Source organism: Bacillus sp. AFS017336 (assembly GCF_002555445.1).
Taxonomy (GTDB): Bacteria; Bacillota; Bacilli; order Bacillales; family Bacillaceae_G; genus Gottfriedia.
The window spans coordinates 18,574-39,607 of sequence record NZ_NUCO01000027.1 but is presented as its reverse complement, the minus strand read 5'-3'; the positions used below and the strand labels follow the sequence as shown (position 1 = coordinate 39,607).

At 34.1% G+C, this 21,034-nt stretch carries 9 protein-coding genes; 6 read left to right on the top strand and 3 right to left on the bottom strand.

Annotated features, from left to right (window positions below; genetic code table 11):
- Positions 1 to 19: 19 nt before the first annotated feature.
- From CN601_RS16790 to CN601_RS16775, 4 genes are all read left to right on the top strand, one after another.
- Positions 20 to 1,456 (top strand): spore germination protein, encoded by a 1,437-nt coding sequence (locus CN601_RS16790; RefSeq protein WP_098171726.1) that lies wholly within the window; start codon positions 20 to 22, stop codon positions 1,454 to 1,456.
- A complete protein-coding gene (locus CN601_RS16785; protein ID WP_098171725.1) occupies positions 1,457 to 2,554 on the top strand; it encodes a GerAB/ArcD/ProY family transporter in 1,098 nt (365 codons plus the stop codon).
- Positions 2,551 to 3,675 (top strand): Ger(x)C family spore germination protein, encoded by a 1,125-nt coding sequence (locus tag CN601_RS16780; protein ID WP_098171724.1) that lies wholly within the window; start codon positions 2,551 to 2,553, stop codon positions 3,673 to 3,675. Before CN601_RS16785 ends, CN601_RS16780 begins: the two co-directional genes overlap by 4 nt.
- A 403-nt stretch (positions 3,676 to 4,078) precedes the next feature.
- On the top strand, positions 4,079 to 5,194 hold the full coding sequence (locus CN601_RS16775; RefSeq protein WP_179865587.1) for a GerAB/ArcD/ProY family transporter: 1,116 nt from the start codon (positions 4,079 to 4,081) through the stop codon (positions 5,192 to 5,194).
- Positions 5,195 to 5,417: 223 nt separating this feature from the next.
- Here CN601_RS16775 and CN601_RS16770 read toward each other — a convergent pair whose 3' ends face one another.
- A complete protein-coding gene (locus CN601_RS16770; RefSeq protein WP_306659830.1) occupies positions 5,418 to 6,881 on the bottom strand; it encodes a flavin monoamine oxidase family protein in 1,464 nt (487 codons plus the stop codon).
- 480 nt (positions 6,882 to 7,361) lie between these two features.
- On the opposite strand from CN601_RS16770, the gene CN601_RS28025 reads away from it, so the two are divergent.
- Complete coding sequence (locus CN601_RS28025; RefSeq protein WP_373604986.1) at positions 7,362 to 7,538, top strand: TetR/AcrR family transcriptional regulator; 177 nt, start codon at positions 7,362 to 7,364, stop codon at positions 7,536 to 7,538.
- Positions 7,539 to 7,812: 274 nt separating this feature from the next.
- Here the strand turns inward: CN601_RS28025 and CN601_RS16760 are convergent, their stop codons facing one another.
- On the bottom strand, positions 7,813 to 8,730 hold the full coding sequence (locus CN601_RS16760) for a LysR family transcriptional regulator (protein WP_098171721.1): 918 nt from the start codon (positions 8,728 to 8,730) through the stop codon (positions 7,813 to 7,815).
- Between the two features lie 313 nt (positions 8,731 to 9,043).
- Here CN601_RS16760 and CN601_RS16755 point away from each other — a divergent pair, with 313 nt between their 5' ends.
- Positions 9,044 to 10,264: a helix-turn-helix domain-containing protein gene (locus CN601_RS16755; protein ID WP_098171720.1), complete on the top strand. Its 1,221-nt coding sequence runs from the start codon at positions 9,044 to 9,046 to the stop codon at positions 10,262 to 10,264.
- A 1,857-nt stretch (positions 10,265 to 12,121) separates the two neighbouring features.
- On the opposite strand, the gene CN601_RS16750 is transcribed toward CN601_RS16755, so the two are convergent.
- Positions 12,122 to 20,620: a S8 family serine peptidase gene (locus tag CN601_RS16750; RefSeq protein ID WP_179865586.1), complete on the bottom strand. Its 8,499-nt coding sequence runs from the start codon at positions 20,618 to 20,620 to the stop codon at positions 12,122 to 12,124.
- Between the last annotated feature and the right edge of the window lie 414 nt (positions 20,621 to 21,034).

Sequence of the window (21,034 nt, the reverse complement as noted above, 5' to 3'; positions counted from 1 at the left end):
GAGAAAAGAGGAAACTTAAATGATAGCTGACCGAAATTTAGATAAAAATGAGAAATTGCTTCGGGAATTGCTATTTAATAGTTCTGACTTCAAATCAAGCAATTTCGAAACCGGTAATCGGATATATCGTTTATTTTATTTAGATACAATGATAGAGTATGCAATTGTTCAAGAACATATTATCCGTCCTTTGCTTAATAACACTAATGTCAGTGTACACGAAGCAGTCTCGATTCTCGATTACAGTGAAACGGACCTTCTTTCTGTTGCATCAAATGGTTTGATTGAAGGTAAAACGGTTGTCCAAATCGAAGGCGAATCAAAACTTTATTTACTACGAACCGAGCTAGTTAAAGAACGTTCAGTAAACATTCCTTTGAATGAACGTGTTCTACGTGGATCTCACAAAGCTTTAAATGAAAACCTGAATACGAATCTCAATTTAATTCGTAACCTAGTTGCTACCCCGGACCTTGTCGTAAAGTACTATAAAATTGGACGTAGGTCGAATACAAAAGTAGCTATACTATATTTACAATCCCTCGCTAACGAAGTTGTTTTACAAGAATTTGAACGTAGGATTACTAATATTGATATCGATTACATTGAAGCGCCTGGTTTTTTTCAAGAATTGATTCAAGATAAAAAGTTCTCTTTATTTCCGAAAATGCTTGTATCCGAGAGGCCAGACCGAGTAATGTCTTATTTAATGGATGGGAAAATTGCATTTTTAGTCGATGGTGCGTCAGATTGTGTAATCGTTCCAGTATCTTTCTGGTCATTTTTTCAAAGTCCAGATGATTACCAAGCTGGCTGGTTATTCGGCAGCGTCTTAAGATTCTTGCGACTTATGTGTTTTTTTATTGCGATTATTTTGCCTGGAACTTATGTTGCACTCGTTACATTCGATCCTCGAGTTCTCCCGTTAGATTTTGCAATGACATTACAAAGTTCTATGCAATTCGTTTCTATGCCACCAATTCTAGAAGCGATAATAATGCTAGCCATACTTGAAGTTTTAAAAGAGGCAACTGTTCGTTTACCAAATCCAATTGGTCAGACGATTGGTGTCGTAGGTGGTATCGTGATCGGTACTGTCGTGGTTCAGTCCAATCTCATTTCAAACATGATGGTTATCATAATAGCGCTTACAGCTATTGCTTCATTTAATATACCTTCGTATGAAATGAGTAATACTGCTCGTTTGTTAGCGTATCCTTTTATCTTCATGGCAGCAATTTTCGGTTTAATCGGTTTGGAAGTTTCAGTTCTGTTGGTTTTGACACACTTAGCCCGCTTAAATACGATAGGCATTCCGTATTTTTACAATTGGTTTAGTGCCGATACGATTAAGGATACGCTTTTCAGATTTCCAATCAAGAGCTTGAAAAAACGACCAATGGAAAGCTTGGCTAAAGATGAGACCAGAATAAGTAATCCAAGGGGGAAAGACTGAATGATTCAAATCAAAAAAATTTCGATAAATCAGCTCATCTGCCTCGTTATTCTGACACAAGTAGGTGTAAGTGTTTTATCTATACCTTACAAAATGTCTCAAATAGCAGGCTATGACTCTTGGATGTCCATAATTATTGGAGGAGCAATTGCTCAAATTTCTATCCTGATCATTTATCAACTTGGAAAAAGTTACCCAGATCGTCCGTTACAACAATACATATCGTCCATCGTTGGAAAGCCGTTAGGATCGATAATAAACTTAATATTAGCGGCATACTGTGCAGAATCTTGTTTAATGGTTATAGTTTCTTATACTGATGTCATTAACCGATGGTTGTTATTTGAAACACCTTGGTTCGTTCTAATCGGTTTATTGTTCATAATCACAACTTATATCGCTTCATCAACACTACGGTCAATCTCTACAATTACACGGTCCATAATGGGTATGTTTCTGATCTGCTTTGTAATTATTTTTATTAGTGGTATGGGACAAGGCGACTGGCGTCATTTTTTCCCAATTGGTAACCATGGGATTGCTCCAATTATTAAGGGTGCGATCCCTGCCTTTTGGGCGTTTGCTGGATATGAACTTCTACTGTACGTATTTCCATTCGTAAAATGTAAAAATAAGAAAGATATTTTGATTGCCATGTCAGTCGCCAATGGAATTACGACTTTATTTTACTTGTTTATATCGGTCATTGTAACGTACAACTTTAGCGAACATCAACTAAAATTCATTCCCGAGCCAATGGTCTTTATTCTACGTAAATTCAGATGGCCAGTCGTTCAAAGTCTAGATATTCTTTTTCTTACGATTTGGCTGTCCGTGAGTTTAGTAACAGCTTTTGTTTACTTGTTTTTGTCCGCCCGTTATTTAGCATTTCTCGGTAGAAAAGAAATCCGTAACCATACCCTTTTAGTATGGATAATAGCAATTATTTGTTTCGTAGCCGGAATTTTTTTCTCTGACCGACATTTGATTTCTCAATTTTCCGAGTATCATAATACTTCAACGGCGATTATTATTTTAGGAGTGCCGACATTAATACTACTAATTTCCATTGTACGAGAAAAGGTGGCGAGAATATGAAAAAAGCCATTATTTTAATATTGCTATTGCCACTATTGACCGGATGTTGGGATCGATTGGACTTAAAAAAGCTTCATTTAGTTGACGTGAATGCTTTTGACTTGAACGATAAAACTGGTGAAGTTGAGGCTTTTTTTCTCATTACAAGTTTCAAAAACACTGGACAAGGTACCGGGGAGCCAATTTCTGTTATGAAGGAACTTAAAGGACCAAGTTTAGCAGAAGCAATTGGGCAATGGGAGTTCACTGATCAATCTCCTTTCATAGGAATTAGCACGAGAGTCTATTTAATAAGCAAAAGTTTCGCTTTAGATGACCCTGTTTCAGAGCTTGATTTTTTACTCGGTGCGCCCTATTCATCTATAAACACTCCTTTAGTAGTTATTGACGGGGATATTTCTAAAGTATTTGAAACTACTCCCGAATTAAAAAATGAGTTCACAAAAGATTTAAATGAGTTTATTGTCTCCATGGAGAAAAATAGAACCATACCAACAGTTTCCATGATGAATTTTATACAATCTCAAAATGAACCGCTATGTGATTTAGCATTACCTATGTTAAAACCAATAAATTCTGACTTAGGGTTAGATGGTGCCCTATTATTCCGAAATGGTACACCCACTGGGAAAAAACTTGACAAAGATCAAGTTAAAATTTTGATGTTATTGCAGGGGGGAAATACAGGTAGACAAAGGTTTACTGGAAATTTATCGAAAAGAAATGGTGAACAAACATCATCCGAAAGAGTGAACAAAAACAATTATGGGTTTACGATCAAAAGACAGTTTTCAAAAATCACCGTTTCCAAAGATTCAAATAAATTACCTAAAATCAACATACGAACCAAAATGCAAGTTAGTGTATTCGAACTTGGCGAAGAAGGTCATAAGTTAAAACCTGATTATATTCAAATGGAAAAAAAACTAAATAAACAGTTTGAAGAAATGGCAATGGAGACTATTAAGACTATGCAATCAGCAAATTCTGACGTTCTTGGAATTGGAAAGCAATTAAAAGCATTCCATCCACAGGTTTGGAAGTCCTTGAATTGGCGGAATGATTATCCGCGAGTAACAATTGAACCGAAGTTTGATATAAAGATTATTAATTCGAATTAGTTACATTCAACAAAGAAATGAATTTCATTCGGAATACAAATAAAAGAGCTATAAAACCGTTTTTATCTACGGCCATAAGCTCTTTTATTTTTTGATTTCGACTGGAAGTGAAGAAAATTATTGACAACTAAGTTTTTAAAAAAACAACTCTTAATCTACACAAGAGCTAGAGCCTTCTCGTAATTATAACCATTCCTCCATTTACTTAAACCGTATCGAAAGTACTTTCGGTTTTAGAAATAACTAAATCAATATTCCTCACTACTAGCTGATTCCTTTACTTTCCCATTTTCAATCCTCAATGTTATTTTTGTCTATAATTATAAATTTGAAATTATATGGTAAAAATAGGGACATGCCATTAAAGCTAGGCAATAGAAGTCCTAAGAAGGAACGAACTAAAATGAATCGTAAAATAAAAATAAGTGGCTTTCAATTACTTTGTATGATTTTTATGTTTGAGTTAGGTGCTCCAATACCAATTGAAATCTATAAAAGAGCTAAGCAAGATACTTGGATCAGTTTAATTATGGGACTTGTTATTGGTTGTCTGTTATTTTATGTGATTCTTAAGTTAAATTCATTTTTCCCAGAAATACCCTTTACAAAATATATACAACATATTTTAGGTAAATACGTTGGCAAAGTATTAGCATTAATTTATATAGTATATTTTATTTACTATGCTGCTCTGGTTCTACGTAATTGCGAAGATTTACTAGTAGTGTCTTTATATAGCAGTTCATCACTTATTTCAATAGGCATATTAATGGTTTTCTTAATTATGTACGCTCTTTATAAAGGCTTTGAAACATTTGCACGTGCAAATGAATTTATGTTTTTTGTTTCAATATTTTTTATTTTACTTTTTATTGGATTAGAGATGATTTCTAATATTATTAACTTTAATAATTTAAGGCCTGTTTTAGAAAATGGTTGGGAACCAGTATTAAAAGCAACTCCTTTATTAGTTTCAAACCCCTTTGGAGAAATATTTATATTTACTATGATTTTGCCGTATTTAAATAATCAAAAGAAAGCAAAAATAGGAATATCATCTCTATTAATGTATGGAGTTATAGTAACTATGCTTTCAATATTAAATATTTCAATATTGGGCGTTTCAGAAATAGAAAGAACTATCTATCCATTTCTTACGTCTGTTAGTTATATTAATATTGCAGATTCAATTCAAAAATTGGATACTTTTCTTGTAATTCTTACAGTATATAATTTCTTCATAAAAATTACGGTTTATTTATATTGTGCTGTTTCAGGATCAGCCGACTTATTTGGAGTGAAGAGGAGTAGTGATTTAATCTATCCTATTGCAATAATAGTGTTAATTTGTTCATTATGGTTAGCGCCGAACTATATAGAACAGCGTATAAAGACCGCAGAAATAGTACCCATTTTATTACAGTTACCACTTCAAATAATAATTCCCGTTATACTACTTATAATAGTTCTAATACGAAGGAAGCTTAGGGGTAAAAAGTTGGTAAGTAAAAGTGTTTGATTTGAATCATTCATACCATTTATATTCTTTAAAATAATGATAGGATAGATAAATGGAAAAGTCTCGTTTTACTAGTTAATATCAAATAACCCTAAAGTAGCTTTGTATACTTTAGGGCTTTTTTTTCCCTCTGGAACACTGATCGCCGACTCCTTAAGGAAGTGTAATTAAACTTCAGCTAATGTATGCTTTAGGTTCATTAATGAAATCAATAAAATTTAACTTATCTACTATTAACTTCATACGCGGTTCTAATTCCTGCTTCAATTGCACCTTGCATCCAGCCTGGTGTAGTTGATGAATGAGATCCAGCGAAATGAATTCTTCCTTCTGGCGTACTAATAAATTGACCTAATTCTTTTATCTGATCTGGTTTAAACATGACAAATGCTCCTCCGGAATAAGGAAATTCATTCCAATCATGTGAGTAACCTATTAAAAACTCCGTAAACACTTCATTTCCAAATATAAATGAAAGATCATTCAAAGCAATTTTAATACGTTCTGCTTGTGTCATATTGTTCCATATACTTGAATCATCTTCCCATGTGTAGCTTGCTAACATAATCCCTGTATCAACAGATGCCCCGGGTCCATGACTTGGAAAATATGAAAACTTAATTGGTAGATCAGTAGTTAATTTCCCACCATTTATTCCATATTTTTCCCAAAATCTCGTTTTAAATTGAAGAGCTATTTTAGTTGAATTTGCATAATGTATCTTCCTAATAACTTTCCTTTTATCATATGAAATTGACTCAAATGGAAGTAAATCTACAAAATTCAATAAAGAAAAAGGAATTGTTGAAATCACAAAGTCGCTAGACAGTTGATGCTCAGTATTTAGTATTTGATTTTCAGTATAAATTGTTACGTTTGATTCTTGTTGTATAATTTTTTTTACTCTTTGATTTGTAATAATATCGTCTTTAAGTTGTGGTAAAAATCCATTAATAAGATGATCAGTCCCACCTGAAATTTCATAAAGTTTTAGATCTTTTGTTATTAGGATTAAAACTTCCCTTAATATGGCTGTAAATGCAAGTTCAGAAAATCCTTCTAATCCAACAAACGTTTCAATTAGATTAACTGCTTCAGTTGATAGTGATACACCAACAGGGTTATATTTTAAAAAGTTTGCCATTGAATAATGATCATACAATTTAATAACGATATCCCAATTCTTTACTGGATCTTGATTAATAAAATCAATAACTGGACCAACTCCTAATAATAGTAACTCTAATGCAGTTTTTCCTTTTTCACTTGAGGAGACCTTAAAATTTAATTGGTCTGGATTAGCATTATAATTTTTTTCATTTGTTAATACGTTATTAATGTAAATCAGATCCTGAGGGGTGCTATTAATGAATTCATTAACTTGCAAATTAAATTTTTTTATATATTCAAAAACTAAATGGTGAAATGAAGGTATACGCATTGCCCCAAGATCTATATATTGATTATTAATAAAAGGTTCCCTTTTTGTGTAAATTCTCCCCCCTATTCTGTTATTTGATTCGATAATGGTAACACTATGCCCAGCTTCTTTTAGGAGTGAAGAAGCAACTAGACCAGATATACCTGCACCTATAATCGTAATATGTTTAGGTGAATTCGTTTTTTGTAATCCATTTTGAATTATGTATATCATTTGCTCCATTGAAAGTAGTAATTTTTGAATCAAAGATATCACCTCATCTTGAAATATAATAGCTACTAATAAAATATTATTCGTTTACGGGTTTAAGTAGAATTTCAAAAAAGATTAATTATCCTGATTCAAAATATAATTCAACTGATATGTACGAAACTGTCAACTCACCATACCTAAACGCTTCTAATTTTTTGTTTTTGTCTGTTTTTAGCCAGACTTATTCTAAGACTACCAACTTAATTTTTCATTCTAACTAAGTCTGTGAATAACCATTCTTTTAAATCAGGGTAGAAGCCTTTATTTTCAAAGATAAAGAATAACTAGCTTAAAACCTTGGCACGAAAGCAAATATTATTAACAGTGATTTACAATCTGATATGCTTGTCCTTCTATATTTTTAAGAATATATTTTCCTACTATACAATATTTGGGATTGATTTGGACAAGAGATTTACAAATAAACTCATATTCAAAAAAACTAAAATTCTTATAAAAAATTCATTATTTAAAATGGCCTCTAGTAAGGGATTCATAAGTGGAACCGTCCAGGAAATAATTAATGAGGCAGATATTAACCGTACAACCTTTTATTATCATTATAAGGATAAGTTGGATTTAATCGAGGAAGTTGAATTTGAAATACTTGAAGGGCTTATTCAAGACCTAGTCATTCCAATGATGGGTTGATAGATCTTTTATATAGGATTCTATTTTTAGTTCCGTCAACGATGTCTGTGCAATTTATGTGCAATGATAAAGTAAAGTTTCTAACAGGTTGAGTGTCAATAGTCGTTATAACCATACTTTTCATAAAGAAATATTTTGACTTAAATAATAAAGTGGATGAATATGATTGATCATCTTAGCTTTACAAGAACGATAACTACTAATAGGAAAAAAAGCGTTCAATTGACGTCTTTTTTTCCTATTTTTTTTAATTTATTGATTGTATCCCTATCTTTTAAATGCTGTTTTTTAATTCTTTGATAAATTCTCTTGCCTCCGGTGTTAAACCTTTCATTTCTAAATAAATAAACCAGAAATCTATTTCGAAGAAGTTTTCTTCTTTTAAAGGCACAATCTTAATATCTCCGTTCAATACCATTGGGCGATTTTTAGCCGTAAAATCATGAAGATAAAAGATAGCTTGGCTTTCTTTAACCAATTCAAATAGTAGGCTACTTCTATTTGATTTCAGTACTATATTTTTGGGATCCATTTTAGCAATTTTTAATAGCCTTCTATAGTCAGAATTTTTATACACTACTGTTTTTGCATGTATTAAATCTCTAGGGGCTACATAGTCCATAGAATAAAACGGAGATTTTTTACCAACAGCAATACATATGTGACCTCTATGTAAATGTTCGAACTTAATATTACTTGCTTTTTTTAGTTCCTCAATTGTTGCTGGTATAAATGCAATGTCATAATTATGCTTATTAAAATTTTGAATAATATCTGCTGGGTTTTGCTCGACTATTTCGATTGATATATTTTTATGATCCATATTAAATTTCACCAATAGCTCTTGAATCGAATAAGAAAAAGTAGGGGCCGTTAGAATTTTTAATTGTGATTTATTATTACTTTTATAAATATCAATCTCTTTGTTTAAATCTTTAATGGTCTTTAGTAATATCTTTGCTTTTGAAATAACTATTTTCCCTTCTAAAGTTTGAGTTACACCATGTTTAGAACGATTAAATATTTTAATACCAAGCTCATTTTCTAATTGTGTAATTGATTGACTCATTCCTGACGGAGATATAAAAAATTTTTCAGCTGCCTTTGTAATAGACATTTCATTTGCAATTGTTATTATGTACTCCATTTGTTCAAAATTCATCTTTTCACCTCGGCATTCAGCTTTTCTCATTTCTACTATCCTATATATTAGTTAAGAAAAAATGAAGATGCAATCTATTGTTAGTTTAATCTGCAGAGCAATAACTATTCTTCGGTTTAAAAACTAAACTTCAGTTAAGTATTTCTTCATACAGTTTACCATTTTTGTAAATGTACTAAATTTATCGTATATTGTAAAATTTTATTAATACGTATTATAAAATCTCTATTTAATTAATTTTCTACCCATACCAAAATGAGAATATTCAAAATTCGCCAAAGAGTAAATAGTTTGCAACATAAATTACTCTAAAATTCAACAAACTTGAAGGGAGGAATTGGTTATGTATGAGGGTAAAATACTCAAGTTTTATCGAGAAAAATTCAAACTAACACAAGAACAATTAGGAAAAGATATCTGTTCCATTACTCATATTAGTAAGATCGAATGTAACCGAACAACATTTAATAATGAAATCATAAATTTATTATCCGAGAGACTAGGAATAGAGATGGATGTTGAAATAAAAAAATTAATCAATATTAAACACCGCTTAACAGAGTGGAATGATGCAATCATTATGCAATTCGCAGAAGAAATCGAACAAATCAATTGTGAATTAGAACATGAAGAATTGCTCGCGATTTCAGACTATATCCACTTATATCATTTACTTCGCGTAAGATATTTTTTAATTCATAATAATACTCGTGAAGCGATGAAAATCATAAAGAAAATACAAAAATTAGAGAACGAACTAACAGATTATGAATCCAATCTATTAAAACATGTTTTAGGAATTTATTATTTAAAATGTGAAGATCATATTAAAGCAATTCAAACGCTAAAACAAATCCAAATTGAGGATTATAAAAATCCAGAATATTACTATCACTTAGCGATGGCCTACCATACAATTCAATCTCCAGTTTTGGCTTACTATTTTGCAGAAAAATCGCATAAATATTTTAAAGATATTAATAACTATCTTCGAGTTATAGATGCTGAAATGATTATGATTATTCAAGTTACTGAAAGTAGTGATTATGAAGAAATTATTACTCGTTTTAAGAGTTTAATCAAAAGCTGTGATATATGCAATGCTCCTGACCGAAAAGCCAAATTACTTCATAACTTAGCGTATGAGTACTACAGAAGAAAAAACTATGATCAAGCTAGGTTGCATTATAAGCAATCAATGTCCCTAAAAGATCCAGAATCTCCTATTTATTTACTTACTTTAGAAGGATATATTCGTACCTCTTTTGAAGGTGAACTTATTCCAAAAGATGTATTAATTCAACTTGCTGAAGATGGATTAATTATTTCGATTCGAATTAATCAATTATTGTATATTCATCTTTTTAGACTAATCCTTTATTTACTTAAATCGAAAGAAAAAGAGTACTTTAAATATTTAGCTAACAAAGCATTACCAATGTTTAATACGTATGGTTACACTTATTTAATTCAGCGATCTGAAAAAGAACTTTTTAACTATTATTCTAAAATAAACTTACCTGATAAAGCATTGGAAATGGCCAAATTAATACTTGTTACTTAAGTAAAAGCAAGAATACATAATGTATTCTTGTTTTTTTCTTAAGGTTGAAATATATTTATCAATATAAATATCTGGGGAATATTATATTCTAAATAATACATCTTCATCTAATCGATTAAATTCATCTGAGGTAAACTTAATTGTATTCGCAATTGTTTTTTCTCTTTCTCTTTCAATTGAATCGAGTATGCTCTTTTTACCCTGTTCATCGAGTTTGTCGATATCTTCTTTTGTTAAAGTTGGTACATTTGGATTGCCATCTTTCTGACTGAAAAAAATATCCTGGTCGGGCTTACGTTTTTTAATCGAAATCGGAAGCTATTGCTTCGTTTCTTCGGCATGTACAAACGACATGTTTGACATTACTAAACCGAAGAGAGAAACATAGGTCATTCCATGTGCAAATCTTTTTCTTATTTTCATACACCCCCTCCTTAATTAGTCAATGAATTGTAAATTCTATGTTCAAACCATAACCAAATATTTAAGTATTAACAATTTTCTTAATACAGTAAATATAGTATGATTTTACTTGAGTTCGACAAAATCGTACATTGGGGTAAAATAAAACTTTTCATTCCGGCAATTTTCGACAAAAACAACGAATTACTTGTAAAAATTTACCTAATAAGGTATTTTACTGTAGATTTAGTTATTATATTAGCGATATTTTAGATTTTTTGTCTTTAATTGACATATTTCATTTGGGCAATTTTAAAGATTTTTATGAAAATATCAAGTAAACGTGTGTATTCCATTTTTTTTCACTCAATTTATCTAATAAAACTCTAAGTCATATTCAATCATTTTCTAAATAACATACTCAGTTAACTACTAAAGCGAATCTACTAACTAGCATGCTAGTTCTATGTTTAGAGAGTAAAAAGCTATCAAATCCCTAAAATTAATAGGAACGATAGCTTTTAAATCATTCTAAGTTTAATGATTTGAGTTTGCTGAAAAACCGTTACTTTATTAGCTAGTATTGTTACTTTAAAACCGTCTTTAGGAACTACATCAACCGTGATTGTAGATGTTCCATTTGATAGCCCGTATAGCCCGAACCCTCTATTACTTAGGATTGAACTTTTTCTTATGTATGCCCGAATCTATAAGAAAACCAACACCTTATTCTGTTAAATTAATATTAGAAAAAATATTTTTCGTGAAAAAGGTTCATCTAATAAAATCTATTTATTAGTTTTCTTTTAAAATGAATCTATTACTTTTCTATTATTAGTACTTCAATGCATCCTCTCTTCACTAACTACATTCTAAATTACTTCTAAAACTTCTAACCCACATCAATATGTAAAAAATGAGGCTGTCTCAAATTAAATGAAGGAAACCTTCAAGGAAATTAGGATTTCTTACGGGTTTTTGTACGTTAAGAAATTATAAATTGGCAGCAGGAAGATTACTCTACTTAGATACCAATTCTAAAGATTAAGTATAAGTGCAACTACGACTCTGTCTTCGCCTAAAGGCTCGCCAATCGGCGAATTTTCTTTATGTTTTTTCTTGAATTGTGATCATATTTTGCCCGGTTTCAAAAACTTTTTTTGTTATGCTATTAGTTTGAATGAGATTTCAAGCAGTATAAACAATTTATCAACCAGATATAGAAATATTTCAACCAGTTTCAGCAGTATATCAACGGAGTTCACAACTTTATAAGCAAAGTTCACAAAGAGTTCGCCCGAATCCAATAATATGAGTAATTTTTATAATAAAAAAGAATGTCTCAAAAGTACAGTGACCTTTGAGACATCCCTGGCGTAACTCAAGAAGAGTCCCACTTTTATAACACGATTAAATTTTCATCTGAAATAACTACTGTTTCATTATTATCAGAACCTATTTTCGCTTGAACGTTACATAAATCGTATGATTCTTTGTTATGTTCGTAAATGTATAGGCATTGTATTTAAGCTTCACATTCACTCCGTCAACCTTCAACGTAGCGATTATATAACCTTTTTTCGCTGTAATTTTGAATGTTTTATTTGTTCCGTCTGCCACTGTAACTTTGCCACCTGGGCTAATTGTACCGTTTTTACCCACTGTTACAGTAATCGTATGAACGTTCTGCTTAAATGTCACATTGATTGTACGATTTTTCGTTACGTTAGTTAAAGTGTAGGTATTGCCTGTAAACTTCACATTCACACCATCTACCTTGATCGTATCAATCATATATCCTTTTTTCGGTATAATCGTGAACTTTTTATTTGTTCCGTCAGCCACTGAAACCTTACCGATTGGGCTAATTGTACCATTTTTACCCGCAGTTACTGTAATCGTGTGAAGGATTTGCTTGAACGATACATTGATTGTATGATTCTTCGTTACGCTACTGAACGTGTAGGTATTTTTTGTTAACTTGGCATTCACACCGTCAACTACGAATGAAGCAATCTCATATCCTTTTTTCGGCGTAATCGTGAACGTTTGATCTTCTCCGTGTTTCACAGGTACGCTGCCGCTTGGGCTAATCGTACCATTACTTCCTGCTGTTGCTGTGATCGTGTGAACGATTTTCTTAAACGTTACGTCAATCGTATGATTACCCTTGATGTTCGTTAACGTGTAAATGTTGTTTGTTGCCATTGTTTCCACATTGTCAACCTTCAACGTAGCAATTTCATATCCGATGTCTGGTGTGATCATGAACATTTGATCTGTTAGCTCATTTACTGTAACCCTTCCACTCGGGCTAATCGTACCGTGATCACCCGCTGTTACCATGATTGTGTGAAGGATTTGCTTAAATGATACGTTAATCGTATGATCACTTGTTACGTTAGTAAACTTATATGTGTTATTTGTTGACGAAACAGCCACACCATCAACTTTCATCGTTGCGATTTCATATCCTCTTTCAGGTGTGATCGTGAACGTTTGATCCGATTCCTCAATCACTGTTACTTTTCCACTTGGGCTAATCGTACCGTGATCATCTGCAGTTGCGGTAATCGTGTGAACAATTAGTTTAAATTTCACATCAATCGTGTGATTACTCGTTATGTTTGTCAACGTGTAAGTGTTGTTTGATACTGTTACATCCTTACCGTCAACCTTAAACGTAGCAATCTCATAACCTTTATTCGGTGTTATCGTAAACGTTTGATCTTTACCGTGATCCACAGGAACACTGCCACTTGGGTCAATTGAACCGTTGCTGTCCGTTGTTGCCGTAATCAAATGTTGTAATTCGTCACTTACGAAAATATCAAATTTTGTATCGATATATCCAGGCGCTGAAATTGTAACCTTATAATCGCCTAGTTCTGGGAACAATGATCTGTCAACAAATGTCAACTCCGTAGCTGAAAGCTTGAATTTACTAGAATCAACTAATTTGCCATTTATCGAAACAACTGGTGTTGATGCAAGCCATGCTGAATCCGGCGCGTAACTTGTAGTAATTGGTTTCGTTTCTTGAATATAAGCAATTTTTGAAGCAAACTTTGGTGCGTTGTTCTTAACTACTTGAGTTATTTTCGTTTCAGGATAGCAATACGCGTTAAACTTAATCTCATAATTACCTGTCGCAGGAAATGCTGTACCAGGGATCGTTAAAATAATATCGCTATCATTTGACGATATTGTTGTATCTGCTTTAATCGATACACCACCAACCGTAATATCACCTGAAGCTGCCTTTGCAGCTGTTGCCCATCTCATGTTTTCAGCATTGTTCTGTATCGTAATAACTACCGGCTTGCCAACTCCACTTGGTGTCACAGGAAGTGTCGGAGCCTTTCTTTGATTAAATGGTTGAGCAATTGTAATAGGTGTAAAGTAAGGCGACTTGAACTTTATGTTCTTATTACCTGGATCAGTATTCGACTGTGTTGCGTATCCATCGATTGTTACTGCACCAGTACCATTAATAACAGATGTAGTTATAAAAGGTTTTACTGATGTAGCTGATGTAAATTGGATAGTAACATCGCCATTATCTATCGTTAGATCTGATGTTGTTGCTAGTAAAATTGAACTTCTCCATAACGGATTATCGTCACCGTTAATTGTGTAAGTAATGGTGTCACCAAACTGCGGAGTACCTGTAGGCGCAGAAAGCGTTATTGCAGGTGCAGTTTGAGGTGTAACAGTTACAGATACCCTATTGTCAGCATATCCAGGAACTGAGGCAATAAAATCCCTAGAAACTGCAGCGCCACCATCTGTTCTTACTAAATCATAAGGAATCTTAATCGTTCCTGCTGTTTCATCAATTACAACTCTAGTTTTGATTGAATTTCCACCAAATTTAATATTACCACTTGTCTTCAAAGCAGAAATCCAATCAGCTGCTGCTGTACTAGGAGTATAAGTCATTACTAGGTCTTTTCCAGCAAAGATTGTACCTGACGGTGATGTAAGCGCTATACCTTGCTTGTATAACGGCTGATTAACAGTAGCAGTTTGATAATTTGTTGCGATCACGTTGATTGTTATGCTTCCAGGTGCTGTAAATTGCGATTTATCAATTTGTATAGGCGTTCCAGGTGTACCGATCGTGATGTTTTTACTTGCAAAGTCCGCTTTCGAAATGGTAGTACTGCCAACTTGCACGGCTGTAATCGCATCTCTCCACGCTTGTGTATCGTTTGTAGCTCCAACCGCAATCGAAATTGGATTTGAATTACTATCATTAAAATATCGATTCGATTCGGCTGTCAATGCCGGACCCGGGAAAGCACTAATTCTTTGTGCAAAAGAATACGTAGTGAAATTGTCCGCTGCTACAGAAATATTCCAATCGTAAATCGATGTTCCGACCGTTAGCGAAGGTGTCGAGAAAACACCTGCTGGGATTGTAAAGTTAAATGTAGTTGCATTTGTCGGTGTCACTTGGTTAAAGAGCGCCGCAAGTTCATTTCCCTTATACGTTGCAACAACATTATTGTTTGGATCTGTTACAGTTATTGAAGTAATATTCGGCTGCCAAATATCACGGTAGTGCGCAGCTGTAGAGCCTGTACCATCTGCACGACTATATGTTAATGCTTTTCCAACTGTTGGACTATTATTCGGTGCAATTGGGATAAAGCTATTACCCACACCATCTTGCATTTTAAATTTCATTGAACGATCCATATAACCTGGAGCTTTAAACACAATTGTGTGCACTCCAGATTTTTTGAATAACGATGGATCAAATTCGTATTGTCCTTTGTTATTAACAACTTTTTCAATAATCGAATTTTGTGAAACCCCATTATATACATTCGTAGCTGCTTTACGGTCAACGCCATCAATTAGAATTTGTCCACCAGCGCCGTCTATTGCAGCCCTATAATCAGTATCTTCTATTTGCGTAATTGTAGAAGCACCTGTTACAATGTCAGGAGTTTTATAAACTACCGAAAATAATTGAAACGGATTTACTTTACCGTAATTTACGAAGGCATTAGCATCGCTTGTTTTGATATATGGTACTGGTTTAACGACTGTGTTAAACGCAGTTAAATCTGAACCTTTTGGTATTGTATTAAATCCGGTTAACTTAATCTCTGCACTCGTAGTTGATACGATATTTCCTGCTAAAGTTTCTGCGTTAGAAGCAGTTGTATTATATTTGCCAAAGTTTTTGATAATGTAACCAAAATCATTATAATCAATTACACCATCATAATTTAAATCCGCTGCTCTTGTGTAAGTTGAGGACGTTGCAACATATGCATTGTATGCAGTAGATTCTGCCTCGATGTCTCTCATATCGATCACATCATCGCCGTTCACATCACCAGCAAGCATAATAAAATTAGGAACTGCGTAATTACCTCCTGCTGCATAATTATATTGTCCTTTTGAGTTCACATCTAATGTTCCATGGTAAGTAAAATGTCCCGGCATTTTCATTGTAAAATTGTATGGCTTAGTGCCCGCTTGCATAGGCAGATCTGTTGTAAATAAACCAACTTGATTTATGCCTGGGTTAATACTTGAAGCGCCGACACTAGGGTCTGGAGCTATTGGCAATACAGACGTTATACCTCCTGTATTTGGATCTTCAAATCTAATATCGACACCTGAACCAGTATTTGTTATCGGTGTTGATCTACCGTATATATTAGATGTCGGATAGCTTTGAAATCCTTCAGGTTTAATACTACCGCTGATATTTGCCGCTCCTTTAATGTAAAGCTGTTTGTCAAGGAAAGTTGGGACACGATCCATTTCGGTCTTACCACCACTGTAGGTTGTGATTTCCGGGATAAGAGCCGATCCTACAAGATATAATGTATCGTATCCAGCATCGTTCGTAACTTTGTAAGAAATATCAAGTATTGGCATTTCCTGTGCAATGCCGCCACTCATTGTATCTGAAGAATTCAAAACACCTTGTGATTGAACACCTTCAGGGAGATTGAAATTGAAAATAAAATCACCATTTATGTCATAGCTTTTATGAATCCAACTTTTATCTGCTGTAATTCCTTTTGATGCTAAAAATGCTTTGTATTGTGGACTAAAATCAATATTCGTAATATCTGCAAACGGAAGCTCGTCGATATAGAACTTAGCACCTACAACATTTTTTGGATATTTAATGGACAATGTTGATTTAAAGTTATCGCCTTTTGAGACCAATGTTTTGTTAACAAGAAAAGCAGGGTCTACCCCATTTAACGTTGTCGAACCTGGTGTATCAAGACGTGCAAATCTATTAACTACATACTCGTTGCCTTTTTTAACAAAGTAATAAAATTGCCCTTGAGTTTCAAGATTTCCAGCATAAGAATAATCTTCAGGGTAAATTCTGAACTGCGTCCCATAGTTTTCTTTATAAGGGTCAGTATCAGAATTCACTAAGTCGTCTTTCGATATACCAAATTTAAATGTTCCGTCTCCATTCATATTAAGGAAGTAATTGACATACGGATCATCGTTTGAGTCCCCTAGCATACCGTCAATTTTACCTAATGATTGGCTCACATTCGTATCAGTGTCATAGACTGGTGGTTTAGGAACGGCTGTTTCGTGTCCAACATTCTTCATATAATCAACGTTTGAGTCGTAAGCTTTTCCAGAAAACCATTTTAACCCACCGTCTGTAACAGGACCATTAGTGTCGATCTCGTAAATACCTGGTTCACTGCCTGTATCCATTTTCACCGTCGGAGCAGTGTTATCAACATAAACTGTGCTGTTTAATTGATAAAGCTTTCCAGAAGAAGCGTCAATTGCACGAGCTTGTATAACGTAACCGCCTTCGTCAGCTACTTTTGTCGATGACATTTGTTGTGTAAGCTTCGTAGTCAGATTAGGGTCGTCCTTTGAAATAGGAGCACTATAAGGATAGTAATATCCGTTCATCATAAATGGTAACTGCTGTAAATCTCCTAGATTAAAGCTATAAGCGCTATATGAAGAGATAAAACCTATATAATTACTGCCTGTTATATCCATGACATAAAGCCTTAAACCATAAGAAGGGTCAATCGGACTTTTCACTCTAACCCCTGCATAGGCTATTGGAGCTACTGCAAAAGTATTAGGATTAAAGTTCTTATCGCCGTTTAGTGTGAATGCTTTTCTTTCAACACTGAACTCTATACCTCTACTTTGAATGTCAATTGCAAGAGGAATACGATAGGTCTCAGTAGAACTAGCTGAATTAGCAAAGTTTATATACGCTTCGTAGAATCCACTTGCTGCCGAAGCAGGCGTAGTGAATTTAGCGATAAGGTGAACCGTGCCACCTGCTGGAACAGAAATCGAAGTTAATTCCGTTGCGGGTGATGTGGCATTACTTAAACTAATTTTAGCGCCTTCCTTTTCACCATCTTGTCCGGTTTTCAAATAAGTATCCTTAAAGAAAACGCTATTTGTGTTGAAAGTTTTAGCAGAAGTACCGTTATTGGTGATATACAAGTCGCCTGTTTTCAATACAGTACCATCTTCTTGACGTGCAGTATAACCAAACGAAAATGAAGATGTTGTATTTTCTTCGCTAATAATATTAGAAGTTGATGACGTATCAGTTGACGAACGTGATTGAATAAAGTCTTTTACCTTAAATAGCATATCTGTATGCACAGCTTGATACGGATCTGTTTTACCAGAACCAATTTGGAATAAACTTTGCTGAGTGCTAATTGGGTCTGCAGTTTCCATCAATGCTGCTTTAACATCTTCAGGCTTATAATTCGGATGAGCCGCCAAAATCAATGCAGCCATACCGGCAACATGAGGCGTTGCCATTGAAGTACCCGACATCGTTTGATAAGCATTCGAATAGTCTTTGTTATCTGGTTCCCAAATATCATAAGGAGCTGACGAGAAAACATCGACACCTGGCGCAACAACGTCAGGCTTGATAGCCAATGACCCAGTAACTGGTCCTGTCGAGCTAAAGCTTGCTAGCGTGTTCCCGCCCATAATATAGTTACCAGCATTCGATAAAGAGATATTCTTAATCGTACCGCTTTTAAAAGCATTATAGAAGTTCGTTCCATCATGCATGTTTAATTGCAAAGTATAGACTGAATCGCCTAATGTACCAATATAAAATGGATAATAGCCTTGATCATCAACAAGGAGATCAGGGTTATCGCTCGGATTCCACAAAATCATGGCTTTAACATGTTCTTCAGCTGCGTATGCCATCAGTTGGTTTACAGATGCCGCACCACGCTTTACAAGTACAACTTTATCTACAATACTGATATTTTTGTTACGAAGATAATCGTACCAAGCAGGAGTACCTGATCCAGCATCAACTAAGTCGTACTTAGTCGAACCGCTAAGCTTAGTAGTTGATTCTGTAAAATCTCGTCCTAGTAAACGAGTATTCGTAATAGCGTATGATTCTTGTTCAGTTCCACCATATGAATGAATATTAAATGTTGGAATTTGTTGTGGGTATGTGATAGCTCCGACAGTAATCGCCTTAGCAGCTGCACCCGGTGTCCCAACTGTGCCAGCGTTAGGACCACTGTTTCCAGCAGCAATAACAGCAGTTACGCCTAAGTCAGTAACGTTGTTGATTGCAACAGCATTTGCAGATAACGAATCATTCAGTTCCATACCAAGTGATAGGTTAATCACTTTACAACCATCTCTATATGATTGATCGATTCCAGCTAGAACAGCCTCATCACTACCACCGTAAGGACCTAATACACGATAAGCATATAACTGCACTTCAGGAGCAACACCTCTTAGAGCATATGGAGAGTTGTTACGTGACTGACCTGCAATTGTACCTGCAACGTGAGTACCATGGGAAGTAATATAATCATGGTAATCTGTCGGGAAGCTTTGATCTTGCTGTTCTGGCGGAAGAGCATCATTTGCTTTCTTCGCAGCCAACCAGTCAGTATATACCGTTTCCATAGGGTCGTTGTCATTGTCTACAAAATCTTTACCACCTTGGTATTCACCAGCAATGTCTGGGTGGTTGTAGTCAAGTCCTGTGTCAATTACACCAACTTTTACGCCATTACCAGTTATGTTTTCATTTTGAAGATCGTGAATTTTCATCCAATCGAGAACTGCTGTTTCACCCGATTGTGAGCCTTCTGGACCTGGAGTTGTAACAGGAACAGTAAGCGGTTTGATTGAATCACCCGATTTAGCAGGACTATAGGAAGTACCGCTAGTTGATTCTTCTTTACCACGATTTGAACGAATAGCGGGCACTAAATTTGGATTCGTTTGTTTTGCTGAAACCTTGCCGTCACCTGTAATGCTTGATGAAACTTCAACCTTCTGAGAAGCAACAATTGGTGCATATTTCACGTTAAGATAAGCGCTCTTTACGTATGGCAGTGCTAACATATCATTAAGGGCATTACTTGGTATTTTAACAGCTAGCCCGTTAAATACTTGCGTATACTCTCTTCCTAATTTAATAGAATTAGTCCCAGCAGAATCTTTCAAAGCTTTAGTTTCATTTGTTATGAAACTCTTAAAATTGCTGTGAGTTTGATTGACAGCTTTCTCAGCGCTTTCTAGAGTGACATCCGATGTGCTTTCTTGAGTAATGGAGAATGCTTTCACACCATCTGTTGAATCATTTTTCTCTTGATTTACCTTTTGGATCTGCGCCGGATCAACGTCAAATTGAACAATTAAATCTAGTTGTTTTGATGTTTCAAGTATCTTTGGGTCAAACTTTAGCTTCTGCAAATATAAGTTCTGCAATTGCTCCGCTTGATTCTGTTCAAAGTTACTATTACTACCTTTTTCAGTAGAGTTCTGCAATTGTTTCCCTTGATTTAAGATATTATTAATGATTTTTTCGCCAGATTTACCTGTATTTACGGCTGTTTTGCCTGTCATAGCAAACGTCGGAGCCGTAGTGCTAAATAGCATAAAAGATGCAAGCACTGTTGACATGATCATCCTCTTCTGTTTACGTTGCCTCATACATTCTTCATATCCTTTCATATCTTAGTATATAGAGCAAATACTTTACTTCCCTATTCACTTCTCCCCCCAAAAACAACTATTTTTAAACTATTTATAATATTCAGGCAATTTATTGCCATATTAAATTATACTTTGAGCTTATATAGACAGTAAATTGGGGGAATTCCGGCAAAAATGATCATAAATTTTGGTATTTTTTAATAAAAAAGTTAGAATTTGTAGAATGTTCTATCTTTTTCTCTTTGTATCACTTGGATTTTTAATTTGGGGAAATTCCGAGAAAAATGATAAAAAATGTTGATTTTTTTTTAAAAATATAAAGAATTTTCTACTTTTGCACTTTGTTTCAATTGGATCTATCTAAAGTAGAATTTGAGGGAA

What these genes read in the sequence shown, in the direction of transcription:
- CN601_RS16780 (WP_098171724.1), top strand. Translation starts at nt 2,551, where the DNA reads ATGAAAAAAGCCATTATTTTAATATTGCTATTGCCACTATTGACCGGA.
- CN601_RS16785 (WP_098171725.1), top strand. Translation starts at nt 1,457, where the DNA reads ATGATTCAAATCAAAAAAATTTCGATAAATCAGCTCATCTGCCTCGTT.
- CN601_RS16750 (WP_179865586.1), bottom strand. Translation starts at nt 20,620, where the DNA reads ATGTCAACAGTGCTTGCATCTTTTATGCTATTTAGCACTACGGCTCCG.
- CN601_RS16755 (WP_098171720.1), top strand. Translation starts at nt 9,044, where the DNA reads ATGTATGAGGGTAAAATACTCAAGTTTTATCGAGAAAAATTCAAACTA.
- CN601_RS16760 (WP_098171721.1), bottom strand. Translation starts at nt 8,730, where the DNA reads ATGAGAAAAGCTGAATGCCGAGGTGAAAAGATGAATTTTGAACAAATG.
- CN601_RS16775 (WP_179865587.1), top strand. Translation starts at nt 4,079, where the DNA reads ATGAATCGTAAAATAAAAATAAGTGGCTTTCAATTACTTTGTATGATT.
- CN601_RS28025 (WP_373604986.1), top strand. Translation starts at nt 7,362, where the DNA reads ATGGCCTCTAGTAAGGGATTCATAAGTGGAACCGTCCAGGAAATAATT.
- CN601_RS16790 (WP_098171726.1), top strand. Translation starts at nt 20, where the DNA reads ATGATAGCTGACCGAAATTTAGATAAAAATGAGAAATTGCTTCGGGAA.